Below are 13,813 nucleotides of genomic sequence, written 5' to 3'. Positions count from 1 at the left end.
TCTGTAAACGGTGGATGACGCTGCGCTTATTCACCCTGCGTTTCCTTTGTAGGTCGGATAAGCGCAGCGTCATCCGACAAAAAGTACCGTTAATAAAAATAAAAAACACCTGCAAACTGTCCCTACCCGTGGAGTATAAGCTATGAAAATTAAAGCAATAGTAGGCTGTACACTCACCGTTGCCGCACTGGCGTTGTCCGGTTCTGCCCTTGCCGAAGTGAAGATCGCGCTGGTGGCGAAATCCCTCGGCAACGGTTTCTTTGAAGCTGCGAACGTGGGGGCGCAGGAGGCCGCCAAAGAGCTGGGGGATGTGAAAGTCATTTACACCGGCCCGACGACCACTACCGCAGAAGCACAGATTGAAGTGCTCAACGGCCTGATCGCTCAGGGCGTTGATGCCATCGCCATTTCCGCTAACGATCCGGATGCCCTTGTCCCGGTGCTGAAAAAGGCCATGCAGCGCGGCATTAAAGTCGTCTCCTGGGATTCTGGCGTGGCAAAAGAGGGCCGTCAGATCCACCTTAATCCCTCCAATAACGCGCTGATTGGCGAAACCAACGTTAAGCTTGCCGCCGACGCGCTGAAGGCGATGAACGTCGAGAAAGGCGACGTGGCGGTATTAAGCGCGACGCCGACCTCAACCAACCAGAACATCTGGATTGCAGAGATGAAAAAGGTGCTGCCGAAGTACCCTTCCGTCAACCTGGTGACCGTGGCCTACGGCGACGACCTGTCTGACAAGAGCTACCGCGAAACCGTCGGCCTGCTGAAATCTTACCCTGATCTAAAAGTCATCGTTTCCCCCTCCTCGGTGGGCATCGTTGCCGCCGCGCAGGCGGTGAAGGACCAGGGAAAAATCGGTAAGGTTTACGTGACCGGCCTCGGCCTGCCGTCTGAAATGGCGGGCGCGGTGAAATCCGGCGCGTCAAAAAGCTTCGCCATCTGGAACCCTATCGACCTGGGCTACGCGGCAACCTACCTGGCGGATGACTTAGTCAAAGGCAGCGCCACCAAAACCGAAGCCAGCATGGGCAAGCTGGGCAAAGTTAAGCTCGACGCCGACGGCAGCGGCGCGATGGCCGAACCGTTTGTTTACGACGCCAGCAACATCGATAAATTCTCCAAAATTTTCTGATTGTGTTCGGCGGGTAGCCCTTCGCTTACCCGCCCTGCGCGGCTCAATGTAGGGTGGATAAGCGCCAGCGCCATCCACCATTTTGTGCATTCTGGATGGGGAATTTACGATGACAGTTACCACACCGCTGCTGTCACTCAGGGGGATAACCAAACTGTTCCCCGGCGTGCGCGCCCTTGAAAACATTCACCTCGACCTGTGGCCGGGCAAGGTCACCGCGCTTATCGGTGAGAACGGCGCGGGCAAATCAACGCTGGTCAAAGTGATGACCGGAATTTACCAGCCCGAAGAGGGCGAGCTGCTCTATAAAGCGATCCCGATAACGCTGCCCAACCCGGAGTCGGCGCACAAGGTCGGCATCACGGCGATTCATCAGGAAACCGTGCTCTTCGACGAGCTGACGGTCACCGAAAACATTTTTGTTGGTCACTATCTGTATCGCGGCCTGTTTAAGAAACTCGACTGGCCCGCCATGCACCAGCAGACACGGGATCTTCTCGCCCGCCTCGAAGTGCAAATAGACCCCCGCGCCACGCTGAAAACCCTGAGCATCGCCCAGCGCCATATGGTGGCGATTGCCCGCGCGCTGTCGTTCGACGCCCAGGTAGTGATTCTGGATGAGCCAACCGCCGCCCTTTCGCAGCATGAAATCGTCGAGTTCTACCAGATCGTCGGGCGCCTGAAGCGCGAAGGCAAAGCCATCCTGTTTATCTCGCACAAGTTCGACGAAATTTTTGCGATTGCCGACCACTACACGATACTGCGCGACGGCGTATATATCGGCTCCGGGCAAATCAGCGACATCAGCGAAGAGCGCATGGTGACGATGATGGTCGGGCGCGAGATCAGCCACGCGTACCCGAAAACGTCCTGCGAGCCGGGCGAAACGGTGCTGGAGGTGAAAGATCTCTGTCACCCAACGGAGTTCGCGCACATCAATTTCACCCTGCGCAAAGGCGAAATCCTCGGTTTCTACGGCCTGGTCGGCGCCGGGCGTACGGAGCTGATGCAGGCGCTGTCCGGCGTGTCACGCCCGAGCCACGGCGAAATCCGCCTCAACGGGCAGCCGGTGCAGTTCAGCCAGCCCGCGGACGCCATCAGGGCCGGGATTGTCTGCGTGCCGGAAGAGCGCCAGAAGCAGGGGGCAATTATCGCGCTGCCCATCAGCCAGAACATCAGCCTGCCGCAGCTTTCCCGCCTCAACCCGAACGGCGTGCTGAACGACGCCCGGGAATGGGCGCTGGCGGATAAATATGCGAAGCGGCTCCAGGTCAAAGCCTCAAGCTGGCGTCAGCCGGTCGAAACCCTTTCCGGCGGCAACCAGCAGAAGGTCGTCATCGGCAAATGGCTGGCGACAAAACCTGCCGTCATTATTCTGGACGAGCCAACAAAGGGCATTGATATCGGCTCTAAGGCGGCGGTGCATCAGTTTATGTCCGAGCTGGTCGGCCAGGGGCTGGCGGTGATCATGGTGTCGTCGGAGCTGCCGGAGGTGATGGGCATGGCCGACCGGATTATCGTCATGCATGAAGGGCTGATGGTGGCGGAATATAAGGCCGGCGAAGCGAGCGCAGAGACTATCGTCAGCGCCGCCAGCGGCGTTGGCGAGGAGGCGGCATATCATGTGGCAGACCCTGCTTAAACATCGTGAGGCCCTGCTCGCCGGGGTCATTGTGCTGATGGTGCTGGCGATTGGTAGCCGTGCGCCGTCGTTCCTCGCGCCGTCCAACCTGGTGGAGATGTTCAACGACACATCCATTCTGATTATTCTCGCGCTCGGCCAGATGATGGTGCTGCTCACCAGGGGCATCGACCTGTCGATGGCGGCCAACCTGGCGCTGACAGGCATGTGCGTAGCTCTGCTCAACTTCCATCATCCCGAGATCCCTGTCGCCGTACTGCTGGTTATCGCCACCCTGCTCGGCCTGCTAATGGGCATTATCAACGGGCTGCTGGTCTGGAAGCTCGGCATCCCGGCGATTGTCGTAACGCTCGGCACCATGAGCATCTTCCGGGGGATTATCTTCCTGCTGACCAACGGCGGCTGGATCAATGCTCACCAGATGAGCGCTGGCTTCCTGGCACTGCCGCGCACCGCCGTGCTGGGGATGCCGCTTTTGAGCTGGTGTGCCGTGGCAGCCCTGCTGCTGATCGGTTACTTCCTGCGCTACAGCCGCACCGGGCGCGCCATGTATACCGCCGGAGGCAACGCCACCGCCGCGTACTACACGGGCATCAACGCCGGGAAAATGCAGTTCGTCAGCTTCAGCCTGAGCGGCGCGCTGGCAGGGTTCTGCGGCTACCTGTGGATTTCGCGCTTTGCCGTTGCGTATGTTGACGTGGCTAACGGTTTTGAACTGCAAATCGTAGCAGCCTGTGTCATAGGCGGCATAAGCACCATGGGCGGCATTGGTCGCGTGCTGGGCTGCCTTTTCGGCGCGCTGTTCCTCGGCGTTATCAATAACGCACTGCCGGTGATCGGCGTCTCGCCGTTCTGGCAGATGGCGATTTCCGGGGCGGTGATTGTGATTGCGGTGCTGCTCAACGAGCGCGGCAACAAGCGTAAAGGCAGGCTGATTCTGCGCGACGTCGCGCTCTCCCGACAAAAAGAGGCGGTGAAACCATGAATAAAACGCTGATCTCTGAGCAGGCGGCCCCCGTCGCCCGTCCCCACTCGCGCCTGAAAAAGCTGCTGTGCTGGGAAACGTTCTTACTGGCGGTCACGCTGGCGGTATTTGTAGCGAACGCGCTGGCATCTCCCTATTTCCTGAATATCTGGAACCTGTCGGACGCCACGTTCAACTTCACCGAGAAAGCGATCGTCGTGCTGCCAATGGCGATGCTGATTATTGCCCGGGAAATTGACCTGTCCGTAGCCTCCACCATCGCGCTCAGCTCCACGGCGATGGGCTTTTGCGCGCAGGCGGGCATGGATACGCCGGGGCTGGTCTGCGTGGGTCTGGGCGTCGGGCTGCTTTGCGGCCTGTTCAACGGCTGGCTGGTGACGCGCTTTAACCTGTCATCCATCGTCATCACCATCGGCACCATGAGCCTGTACCGCGGCATTACCTACATCCTGCTCGGCGACCAGGCGCTGAACGCCTGGCCTGAAAGCTTCGCGTGGTTCGGACAGGGCTACGTGTGGGGCGCGCTGTCGTTTGAATTCACATTGTTTGTCGTGCTGGCGGGCGCGTTCGCCTTCCTGCTGCACAGAACCAACTTCGGTCGCCGCACCTACGCCATCGGCAATAACCCGACCGGCGCCTGGTATTCCGGCATCAACGTTAAGCGGCACAACATGATCCTGTTCATGCTGGTCGGCGTGATGTCGGGGCTTGCGGCGGTGCTGCTGACCTCAAGGTTAGGCAGTACAAGGCCGACGATTGCCATGGGCTGGGAGCTTGCCGTGGTGACCATGGCGGTGCTGGGCGGCGTCAATATTCTTGGCGGCTCCGGCAGCATAATCGGGGTGATTATCGCCGCCTTCCTGATGGGACTGGTGACCTTCGGCCTGAGCCTGCTCAACGTGCCGGGCATCGTGATGTCGATTATCGTCGGCCTGATGCTGATCGTGGTGATTTCCCTGCCGATTCTTACCCGGCGCTTAATACAACGTAGGGTGGATAAGCGCAGCGTCATTCACCACTAAATTTTCGGCGGGTGAAGCATTGCTAACCCGCCCTGCGCTTGCCCTGGAGGGGAGCGAACAAGGATTCAAAAACTGCAATATTAAGGAAAATAACAATGAGTTTTATGTTGGCCTTACCAAAAATCAGCCTTCACGGCGCGGGCGCAATCGGCGATATGGTTAAGCTGGTTGCGGGAAAAAACTGGGGCAAAGCGCTGGTCGTCACCGACGGTCAGCTGGTGAAAATGGGGCTGCTCGACAGCCTGTTCACCGCTCTGGACGCTCATCAGCTCTCTTACGAACTGTTTGACGAGGTCTTCCCGAACCCGACCGAGGAGCTGGTGCAGAAGGGGTTCGCCGCGTACCAGACGGCAGATTGCGACTACATCATCGCCTTCGGCGGCGGCAGCCCAATCGACACGGCCAAAGCGGTGAAGATCCTGACCGCCAACCCCGGCCCGTCTACCGCTTATTCCGGCGTAGGCAAAGTGGTTAACGCGGGCGTGCCTCTGGTGGCGATTAACACCACGGCAGGAACGGCGGCGGAGATGACCAGCAACGCGGTGATCATCGACTCGCAGCGCCAGGTGAAAGAAGTAATTATCGATTCAAACATCATCCCGGATATCGCCGTGGACGACGCGAGCGTGATGCTGGAGATCCCTGCCAGCGTTACAGCCGCAACGGGCATGGATGCGCTAACCCACGCGGTTGAAGCCTATGTTTCGGTCGGCGCACACCCGCTTACCGATGCCAACGCGCTGGAAGCAATTCGATTAATCAGCACCTGGCTGCCGAAGGCCGTGGATGACGGGCATAACCTTGAAGCGCGCGAGATGATGGCTTACGGTCAATATATGGCAGGGATGGCGTTCAACAGCGCGGGCCTTGGCCTGGTGCATGCGCTGGCGCATCAGCCCGGGGCCACGCACAACCTGCCCCACGGCGTCTGCAACGCCATCCTGCTGCCAATTATCGAAGCCTTTAACCGCCCGCAGGCCGTTGCGCGCTTTGCGCAGGTCGCCTCAGCCATGGGTGTGAACACGCAGGGGATGAATGAAGATCAGGCGAGCCACAAGGCGATCGAGGCGATCCGCGCCCTTTCCGCCCGCGTCGGCATTCCGTCCGGCTTCAGCCAGCTCGGCGTGAAGTCGTCGGACATTGAAGGCTGGTTAGATAAAGCCCTCGCCGACCCGTGCGCGCCTTCTAACCCACGCACCGCCACCCGTGAAGAGGTGCGCGAGCTCTATCTGGAGGCTTTATGATACGCAAAGCATTTGTGATGCAGGTAAACCCCGATGCCCATGAAGAATACCAACGCCGCCATACGCCGATTTGGCCGGAGCTGGAGGCGGTACTTAAACAGCACGGTGCTCACCACTACGCTATTTATCTTGATGCCGAACGCCACCTGCTTTTTGCAACGGTAGAGATAGAGTCGGAAGCCCGCTGGAACGCGGTGGCGCAAACCGAAGTCTGCCAGCGCTGGTGGAAGCACATGAGCGAAATTATGCCGAGCAACCCGGACAACAGCCCGGTGAGCGCGGAGTTAAAAGAGGTGTTTTATCTCGCGTAAATAGCTGAACTTGTAAGACGGGTAAGCCCTCGCGCCATCCAGCAAATCGAGTATAAACGGTGGATGGCGCTGGCGCTTATCTACCCGACTTTTTGAAATTGGATCATCGTGGTCGGGTTTAAATGCTGACGTCGGGGAAACATCAGGCAGTGCAGCGATCGTTCCACGTATCGCGATAAATAATGTTGCCTTCCGTATACTTCCAGGAGATCGCCTCGTAGCGTAACTCGAGCGTTTCCAGGTGAGTGCTGCTCAGGCCGTTGGGGGAAAGGTACGGCGAAACCGTCGTCAGCTTGACGTTTTCCAGGATGATATTGAAATATTCAGACTCCGCGCCTGATTCAACAATGCGGTACATTTTAATAATGGCTTTTTTCAGCGTGCGGCTTTCACAGACGGCGCGATACAGCACGGGGGTGGTCTGGTCGAATTCTTTTACTATTACGACAGGCCGGTGAACGCGTGTACCGGTGAGTTTGCCCCAGTTCGGGTCAACGGGAATGGTTACCCCATGGGAAAATGATTTTAATTCGATGGAGCCTGAACGCAGCGGCATTAAGCATCCGCCGACAATGGGCGAGCCGTTTTCATCTTCAAGCCATAAATGCGCGGGAGTCGACATATAATATCCTTATTAATGAGAATTAAAAATTGGCAATCCAGACTGCTGGGTATTTACCACTTCACGTAACGGGAAACTATTACGAGTATGAATATTGCAAATATTCCAACAGGCCATATAGGGCCGTCCGGAAAAAAATTCACCATGACGACCGCGAAGAGAAGCGTTAGCAATCCAGGACCGTAGATCGAAAATAAAAATCTGCACTGCCATCGTAAAACTTTTTTTATGTAACCCATCATTATCATCTAATCATCCTGCTAATTATCCCCGCAATAGCGTTATCTGATAATTCTTGGGAGCTAACCGCTCCCGCGCGTATGAATACTGACTCGATCAGAAAGTACATCATTTCTAATTCTTGTGCGTATAACGCAGAGTAATATACGGGATGTTCAAAATGTAGACGATACGCGCTGTCTGCCGCTTTTTGTACAACTCCATACATGGCAGTCCATCCTACAACATTACCAACCCTGGTGCCTGCCAGTGCGCTAATTTCAAGTCTTAGATTCATGCCAATAGCGACATAGGTGGCGACCGCTAACGCAAATCCCAAACTTGTAAGAGAACTGGCGGCAATATGTACATTCACCGCCATCAGCATTTGTTTGATGTGCTCTAATTGATCGGATGTTTTGTATCGAAAAAGTTCCTCAAAATAGATCTTAAGCATCTCATCAATCACGCCGCCATGTTGAAGAAGGCGGGTGACGCCCATAGCAAACCGACTATCTTCGATTCGTTGCTGCCTGCAGACATCCTGGTACTCATCCGTAAAGCAGGAGGCATAATACAGCGCGCGTTTTGCGCCTGCTCCTATCGTGTCAATCTGTTTTGATACCGCTTTCCCGACACCGCTTAAAGCATGGTCGAGCTTCAGGGCGAGAATATTATTAGCCTGTAAATAACTTATGACGTCGTTTTTATAATACATAGCTGCTCCCTGCTATTTTTTATAAACTCCCGATAACTGTAAGTGATTTATACTGGCGGGTAAACAACTTATTTGATGTGTTTTTACGACCACTAATAATATGCTCTTGTAATAACATAATGGCGGGACATTCATAATTCTTATGAGTCGTAGGCCGGATAAGCATTAGCGTCATCCGGCAAATCAGGTTTAAAGAGTGGATGAAACGGTGAGTTTGCCCCAGTTCGGGTCAACGGGAATGGTTACCCCATGGGAAAATGATTTTAATTCTATGCAGCCTGAACGCAGCGGCATTAAGCATCCGCCGACCATGGGCGAGCCGTTTTCATCTTCAAGCCATAAATGCGCGGGAGTCGACATATAATACCCTTATTAATGAGAATTAAAAATTGGCAATCCAGACTGCTGGGTATTTACCACTTCACGTAACGGGCAAAGATATAAATCACAATTATCGCGAACAACGGCACAAACCAAAGTGGTACAGAAGGAAATATATTGATCTGCACTAATGCATACGTGATTATTATCGCCTGGGGAACGTAGAGCCCCACGAGGGACTTAAAAATCCGTATAAAAAATCTTTTGATAAGATTCATCATGGTTATCGAATCATCCTGGTGATAACGTCCGCAATGTCGCTGTCCGATGCCCATTGCGTCTTAAGCGCACCTGCCTGCTCAAACACTGGCTCTATCAGAAAGTACATCATTTCCAGCTCTTGGGCATACAGCGCGGCATAATAGGCAGGAGAGATATAAGCAAGGCGATAGGCGCTATCAGCTGCTTTCTGAACGACACCATACACGCCAGCTAACATTACTGCCCCACTCGATACATGCCCAGTCAATGCTTGCATGTTAAGGCTTAGGTTCATGCCGATGGAGACTGAACTAGCGACAGCCAATGCGAAACCGTGCCTGGTTAGAGTACTCGCAGCTATATGCACATTAACCGCCATCAGCATTTGTTTGATGTGCTCTAATTGATCGGATGTTTTGTATCGAAAAAGTTCCTCAAAATAGATCTTAAGTATCTCATAAACCACACCTCCATGATGAAGCAGGTGAGCGACGCCCATAGCAAACCGAATATCTTCATTCTTCTGCTGCCTGCAGACATCCTCGTACTCATCCGTAAAGCAGGAGGTGTAATACAGGGCGCGTTTTGCACCTGCTCCTATCGTGTCAATCTGATTTAATACCGCTTTCCCGACACCGCTTAAAGCATGGTCGAGCTTCAGGGCGAGGATATTATTAGCCTGCAAATAACTTATAACGCCGTTTTTATAATACATAGCTGCTCCCTGCTATTTTTTATAAACCCCCAATTACCTTAAGTGATTTATACTGACGGGTAAACAACTTATTTGATGTGTTTTTACGACCACTAATAATATGTTCTTGCAATAACATAATGGCGGGACATTCATAGTTCTTATGAGTCGTAGGCCGGATAAGCATTAGCGTCATCCGGCAAATCAGCTGTAAAGAGTGGATGAAACGGTGAATTTGCCCCAGTTCGGGTCAACGGGAATGGTCACCCCATGGAAAAATGATTTTAATTCGATGGGGCTTGAACGCTGTGGCATATGTATTCGCCGACCATGGGCGAACCGTTTTCATCTTCAAGCCATAAATGCGCGGGTGTTGACATACCATTTCCTTATAAATGAATTTTAGATTATTCTAACGTTTGAACCTTACAATTTCATATATCGATAAAACAACCATCACAAATACAAAGAATAAGGGGGCAAGCCAGATTGGGCTGTCCGGAAACAATAAACCTTGAACCGAAGCGAATATTATGGTTAGTACGGCAGGTCCATAATACGAAATCAATGATCTGAATATCCGACTGAAAAATCTTTTAATGAGATTCATCATTATTATCGAATCATCCTGGTAATGATATCTGCAATTTCACTATCTGACACCCATTGTGCTTTAAACGCCTCAGCCCGCTCAAACAACGGCTCTATCAGAAAGTACATCATTTCCAACTCTTGCGCGTATAGCGCTGAGTAGTAAGCTGGATAAGTAATGTGAAGGCGATGTACACTATCTGCTGCTTTCTGGACCACGCCGTATATGCCGATAGCCCCTACAACCTCGCCCGCCCTTCGCCCTGCCAGTGCACTGAGTTCAAGACTTAGATTCATGCCTGCAGCGACAAATGATGCTGTTGCCAGAGCAAATCCAGCGTTTGTGAGTGAACTGGCGGCAATATGGATATTAACAGCCATAAGCATTTGTTTGATGCGCTCCAGTTGATCGGAGGTTTTATATTTAAATATTTCTTCGAAATATATTTTGAGCATGTCATATACAACATCGCCATGTCGCAGAAAATAAATAACGCCATTTTTAAATCGGATATCCTCGGCCTTCTGCTGCTGGCAGACATCCTGGTATTCATCCGTAAAGCAGGAGGCATAATACAGCGCGCGTTTTGCACCTGCTCCTATCGTGTCAATCTGATTTGCTACCGCTTTCCCGACACCGCTTAAAGCATTGTCGAGCTTCAGGGCGACAACATTATTAGCCTGCAAATAACTTATAACGTCGCTTTTATAATACATAGCTGCTCCTTGCTATTTTTTTATAAACTCCCGACAAATGTAAGCGATTTATGCTGGTGTGTAAATAACCGATTTGAAATACGTTTTACGGTTACTAATAATATGTTCTCGTAATAAAACTATGGCGGAACACCCCACAATTCGAATGAACTGAAGGCCGGATAAGCTTTAGCGTCATCCGGCAAATAAGGTGTAAGGGGTGGAAAGCGCTGCCGCTTACCCCCCTTATTTTTCCTATCCGGCAATTCCTTCCAGCTTCGCCATCACTTCCGGAGACAGTTTCATCTCCGCGACGGCCAGATTTTCATGCAGGTGGGCAACCGACGAGGTGCCTGGGATCAGCAGAATATTCGGGGAACGCTGCAGCAGCCAGGCCAGCGCCAGCTGCATTGGGGTGATGTTCAGCTCTTTAGCCACGTCCGACAGAATCGACGACTGCAAAGGCGAGAAGCCCCCCAACGGGAAGTACGGCACGTAGGCGATCCCGTCTTTTGCAAGGTCATCAATCAGCGCGTCATCGTTACGGTTCGCCAGGTTATAGAGGTTCTGCACGCAGACGATTGGGCAAATTTTGCGGCCTTCGGCAATCTGCGTTGGCGTCACGTGGCTCAGGCCGATGTGGCGCACCAGGCCCTGCTGCTGCAGTTTTGCCAGTGCACCCAGCGGTTCCGCAATCGAACCTTCCGCCGGTTTGTGCGGGTCGAACATCGCACGCAGGTTCACTACGTCGATTTGCTCAAGGCCAAGGTTGCGCAGGTTGTCATGCACCGCGCTGGTCAGCTCTTCGGCAGAGAAAGCGGGCAGCCAGTCGCCTTTGTCGCTTCGGCGCGCGCCAATTTTGGTCACGATAACCAGGTTGTCCGGGTAAGGTGCCAGCGCTTCGCGGATCAGCTTGTTGGTGACGTGCGGACCGTAAAAATCGCTGGTATCAATGTGGTTTACGCCCGCTTCGACAGCCGCTTTTAATACCGCCAGCGCTCCGTCATGATCGCGCGCAGGGCCAAATACGCCGGGGCCTGCAAGCTGCATCGCGCCGTAGCCAAGACGGTGAACTTTGCGATCGCCAAGGGTGAACGAACCTGATTTTTCGATGGAAGCCATGATGTCTCTCTTATGGGTAGGGATGACTAACAATGCACCCGTGTCGGAGAAAAAACCATAGTTGTTAATGCCCTTTCCGGGAAGAGAGGGCATTCAGAAAAAGACTTACAGCACCGCGTCCGCAAGCGCTTTATGGATCACCGCCGAAAGCTCCTGTACGTCAAACTTCGCGACGTAGCCGTTGGCCCCGACTTTTCTCACATGATCCTCGTTGGCGCTGCCGGAAAGCGACGAGTGGATGATGACCGGAATACTTTTCAGACCGGCATCCGTTTTAATATTTCTCGTCAAAGTAAAACCGTCCATTTCCGGCATTTCGATGTCGGTGAGCACCATGCCAATTCTGTCGGTGATTGGCACGCCGTCCGCTTTCGCCGCCGCCGCAATCGCCTGAATATTTTCCCAGGCAGCAAGGCCCGTAGGGTGCATGATCGCCGGAATACCCATGCCTTTCAGCCCCTGCTCCAGCATGGAACGGGCTACCTTTGAATCTTCCGCCACAATCGCCACGGCCCCTGGTTTCAGGGTGTAGCTTTTCTCTTCTATAGCGGACACATCAACGTTACGGCCGGACGGCAGGATGTCGTACAGAATCTGTTCAACGTCCAGCACCAGCGCCAGCTCACCTTTGTAATCTTCGCCGTCCAGCGAGGCGATGCTGGTGATATTGCGGCTGCTGACGCCCGCTTCGGCGGCGTGAACCTGGCTCCAGTCCAGACGAATAATGTTTTCAACTGATTCCACGGCGAACGCCTGCGTACTGCGGGCGTACTCGGTGATCAGCAGCAGGTTGAGACCGGTTTCGGCCACGCAGCCGGTGACGGCGGGCAGATCGATAACCGGGATAATCTGGTCGCGGATATTAGCCATGCCCATCAGCGGTGATGCCATGCCCGCAGCCCGGTTAATCTTCGGCATCGGCACTATTTCGCGCAGCTTGAAGACGTTGATGCCGTACAGCTCGGATTTGTCAGCGTGCTGGCCTGTGCCCAGGCGGAACAGCAGAAGCTCGAATTTGTTGGATAACGCAAGGTTAGCCCTTTCATCAATATCTTTTTGAAAACTATCCACTTTAACCTCGAATAATCGCCCGGCGGATGGGCATCGCGATGCGTTTCAACGTCCTGGTTAAGTTATCGGCAGAAAGGAAAAAAAGTGGAGTGAAATTGGCTTATTGATGCGGGTTAGGAGGAGGCTACGGCCCCCCGCGCAAATGAGAGGGCCGCTTCGCTTAGTTCTCCAGCGCCTTTCCCAGCCAGGCAACCAGCGCCGCACTGTCTATCGGCTTCCCCTGATCCAGGGTATAAACCGGCCCCAGCGCCATAGGCTGTGCACTATCGGCCAGCCGCAGCAGCTCCGGTAAATACTCTTCACCGGGGTGCCCGTTACGCCTGACGTCCAGCCTTTGCGCATAGCGCGCCGCCGCAAGATTACCGGGAATGCTGTTCCAGACTTCCAGCACGCGGGTAATGCCCGCCTGCTCAAGATAGCGGACGAGCGACGCCTTCGGCTGGAAGCCAAACCAGGCGTCAATCAGAAATACGCACTGCCGGGGGCTGTCTGCCACTATTGACCAAATCACCTCGTAGGCCGCGCAGCCCAGCCGTCGGTTGAACGGCCTGTCAATATCATCAAACTGCGCCATAAACGGCTCTTTGATCCCGTCGATGGTCAAAACCGGCAAAGCAAAGTGCTCTGACAGCAGACGCGCGATGGTGCTTTTCCCGGATGCGGGAACGCCGTTCACCAGTACCACCGTTTTGCCCTGTGTTCGCGTAGTCTGGCTCATAATATTGCGATCGCCTCTTCTTTGTTCTTTGCCTGACGCAGCTTCGTCATCACCTCGTCATCGCCCAGCAGGTTCACAATGGCGCGAATGCCTTCTTCTATGTGCCCGTTACTGTCCCTGGCGGCAAACATGATGACGATATCGGCCTTGTCACTGTCGGCAAAGGCGATCGGCTCCTCCAGCAGCAGCAGACTGAAGCAGTTCCTCAGCACCCCGCACTCCGGCCTGGCATGGGGCATGGCGACGCCTTCCTCAAAGACGTAATAGGCACCGTGCTCCAGCGTGTTAGCGATTACCGCCTGATGATAGGACGGCAAAATATAGCCGTTCTCAACCAGCGGCCGCGCCGCCATTTCAATAACTTTTTGCCAGTCCTTTTCACGTACGCCGACCTGGATTGCCTGCGCCTCGATCAATAACTCCTTAATAGCCATAGTGGCT

Annotated in this window: 15 protein-coding genes and 2 pseudogenes; 6 read left to right on the top strand and 11 right to left on the bottom strand. The window is 53.9% G+C overall.

The window, feature by feature from the left end; genetic code table 11:
* The first annotated feature begins 142 nt into the window (after window positions 1–142).
* The 6 genes from rhaS to rhaM all read left to right on the top strand — a co-directional run bounded on the left by rhaS (window position 143) and on the right by rhaM (window position 6,339).
* Entirely contained in the window at window positions 143–1,135 is a 993-nt protein-coding gene (gene rhaS / locus ACA108_00330) for a rhamnose ABC transporter substrate-binding protein (protein XEX96029.1), read from the top strand.
* A gap of 109 nt (window positions 1,136–1,244) precedes the next feature.
* Window positions 1,245–2,777: a sugar ABC transporter ATP-binding protein gene (locus ACA108_00325; protein ID XEX96028.1), complete on the top strand. Its 1,533-nt coding sequence runs from the start codon at window positions 1,245–1,247 to the stop codon at window positions 2,775–2,777.
* A complete protein-coding gene (locus ACA108_00320) occupies window positions 2,758–3,762 on the top strand; it encodes an ABC transporter permease (GenBank protein ID XEX96027.1) in 1,005 nt (334 codons plus the stop codon). The genes ACA108_00325 and ACA108_00320 overlap by 20 nt, the downstream gene beginning before the upstream one ends.
* On the top strand, window positions 3,759–4,784 hold the full coding sequence (locus ACA108_00315) for an ABC transporter permease (protein XEX96026.1): 1,026 nt from the start codon (window positions 3,759–3,761) through the stop codon (window positions 4,782–4,784). The genes ACA108_00320 and ACA108_00315 overlap by 4 nt, the downstream gene beginning before the upstream one ends.
* 95 nt (window positions 4,785–4,879) lie before the next feature.
* Entirely contained in the window at window positions 4,880–6,028 is a 1,149-nt protein-coding gene (gene fucO / locus ACA108_00310) for a lactaldehyde reductase (protein ID XEX96025.1), read from the top strand.
* The gene (gene rhaM / locus ACA108_00305; GenBank protein ID XEX96024.1) at window positions 6,025–6,339 is read left to right on the top strand and encodes an L-rhamnose mutarotase; all 315 of its coding nucleotides are present in this window, start codon (window positions 6,025–6,027) and stop codon (window positions 6,337–6,339) included. Before fucO ends, rhaM begins: the two co-directional genes overlap by 4 nt.
* Window positions 6,340–6,481: 142 nt before the next feature.
* Here the strand turns inward: rhaM and ACA108_00300 are convergent, their stop codons facing one another.
* The 11 genes and pseudogenes from ACA108_00300 to ACA108_00250 form a co-directional block, all read right to left on the bottom strand.
* Window positions 6,482–6,961: an Hcp family type VI secretion system effector gene (locus ACA108_00300; protein XEX96023.1), complete on the bottom strand. Its 480-nt coding sequence runs from the start codon at window positions 6,959–6,961 to the stop codon at window positions 6,482–6,484.
* Window positions 6,962–7,205: 244 nt separating this feature from the next.
* Window positions 7,206–7,898 carry a hypothetical protein gene (locus ACA108_00295; protein ID XEX96022.1) on the bottom strand — a complete coding sequence of 231 codons (693 nt, stop codon included), beginning with the start codon at window positions 7,896–7,898 and terminating at the stop codon, window positions 7,206–7,208.
* Between the two features lie 207 nt (window positions 7,899–8,105).
* Window positions 8,106–8,258: pseudogene (locus ACA108_00290) on the bottom strand (type VI secretion system tube protein Hcp).
* 244 nt (window positions 8,259–8,502) lie between these two features.
* Window positions 8,503–9,195, bottom strand: a complete 693-nt coding sequence (locus ACA108_00285; GenBank protein XEX96021.1) for a hypothetical protein — start codon at window positions 9,193–9,195, stop codon at window positions 8,503–8,505.
* A 207-nt stretch (window positions 9,196–9,402) separates the two neighbouring features.
* Window positions 9,403–9,554 (bottom strand): annotated as a pseudogene (locus tag ACA108_00280) (type VI secretion system tube protein Hcp).
* 32 nt (window positions 9,555–9,586) lie between these two features.
* A complete protein-coding gene (locus ACA108_00275; GenBank protein ID XEX96020.1) occupies window positions 9,587–9,787 on the bottom strand; it encodes a hypothetical protein in 201 nt (66 codons plus the stop codon).
* Between the two features lie 2 nt (window positions 9,788–9,789).
* Entirely contained in the window at window positions 9,790–10,482 is a 693-nt protein-coding gene (locus ACA108_00270) for a hypothetical protein (GenBank protein ID XEX96019.1), read from the bottom strand.
* Between the two features lie 234 nt (window positions 10,483–10,716).
* Window positions 10,717–11,583, bottom strand: coding sequence for an aldo/keto reductase family oxidoreductase (locus tag ACA108_00265; GenBank protein ID XEX96018.1), 867 nt, complete (start codon window positions 11,581–11,583; stop codon window positions 10,717–10,719).
* Window positions 11,584–11,688: 105 nt separating this feature from the next.
* Window positions 11,689–12,654, bottom strand: a complete 966-nt coding sequence (locus tag ACA108_00260) for a chemotaxis protein (protein XEX96017.1) — start codon at window positions 12,652–12,654, stop codon at window positions 11,689–11,691.
* Between the two features lie 160 nt (window positions 12,655–12,814).
* Complete coding sequence (locus ACA108_00255; protein ID XEX96016.1) at window positions 12,815–13,372, bottom strand: AAA family ATPase; 558 nt, start codon at window positions 13,370–13,372, stop codon at window positions 12,815–12,817.
* Window positions 13,369–13,806 (bottom strand): PTS sugar transporter subunit IIA, encoded by a 438-nt coding sequence (locus tag ACA108_00250; GenBank protein ID XEX96015.1) that lies wholly within the window; start codon window positions 13,804–13,806, stop codon window positions 13,369–13,371. Before ACA108_00250 ends, ACA108_00255 begins: the two co-directional genes overlap by 4 nt.
* Window positions 13,807–13,813 lie beyond the last annotated feature (7 nt).

Source organism: Dryocola sp. LX212, assembly GCA_041504365.1.
GTDB lineage: Bacteria > Pseudomonadota > Gammaproteobacteria > Enterobacterales > Enterobacteriaceae > Dryocola.
Note: the sequence above shows the minus strand (reverse complement) of the source record. Positions and strands in the feature narration are given on the sequence as shown.

Bases quoted from the DNA above. Each gene is read 5' to 3' on its own strand.
- rhaM (XEX96024.1), top strand. From the start codon at position 6,025: ATGATACGCAAAGCATTTGTGATGCAGGTAAACCCCGATGCCCATGAA.
- ACA108_00285 (XEX96021.1), bottom strand. From the start codon at position 9,195: ATGTATTATAAAAACGGCGTTATAAGTTATTTGCAGGCTAATAATATC.
- ACA108_00265 (XEX96018.1), bottom strand. From the start codon at position 11,583: ATGGCTTCCATCGAAAAATCAGGTTCGTTCACCCTTGGCGATCGCAAA.
- rhaS (XEX96029.1), top strand. From the start codon at position 143: ATGAAAATTAAAGCAATAGTAGGCTGTACACTCACCGTTGCCGCACTG.
- ACA108_00255 (XEX96016.1), bottom strand. From the start codon at position 13,372: ATGAGCCAGACTACGCGAACACAGGGCAAAACGGTGGTACTGGTGAAC.
- fucO (XEX96025.1), top strand. From the start codon at position 4,880: ATGAGTTTTATGTTGGCCTTACCAAAAATCAGCCTTCACGGCGCGGGC.
- ACA108_00270 (XEX96019.1), bottom strand. From the start codon at position 10,482: ATGTATTATAAAAGCGACGTTATAAGTTATTTGCAGGCTAATAATGTT.
- ACA108_00300 (XEX96023.1), bottom strand. From the start codon at position 6,961: ATGTCGACTCCCGCGCATTTATGGCTTGAAGATGAAAACGGCTCGCCC.
- ACA108_00275 (XEX96020.1), bottom strand. From the start codon at position 9,787: ATGATGAATCTCATTAAAAGATTTTTCAGTCGGATATTCAGATCATTG.
- ACA108_00325 (XEX96028.1), top strand. From the start codon at position 1,245: ATGACAGTTACCACACCGCTGCTGTCACTCAGGGGGATAACCAAACTG.
- ACA108_00295 (XEX96022.1), bottom strand. From the start codon at position 7,898: ATGTATTATAAAAACGACGTCATAAGTTATTTACAGGCTAATAATATT.
- ACA108_00315 (XEX96026.1), top strand. From the start codon at position 3,759: ATGAATAAAACGCTGATCTCTGAGCAGGCGGCCCCCGTCGCCCGTCCC.
- ACA108_00320 (XEX96027.1), top strand. From the start codon at position 2,758: ATGTGGCAGACCCTGCTTAAACATCGTGAGGCCCTGCTCGCCGGGGTC.
- ACA108_00250 (XEX96015.1), bottom strand. From the start codon at position 13,806: ATGGCTATTAAGGAGTTATTGATCGAGGCGCAGGCAATCCAGGTCGGC.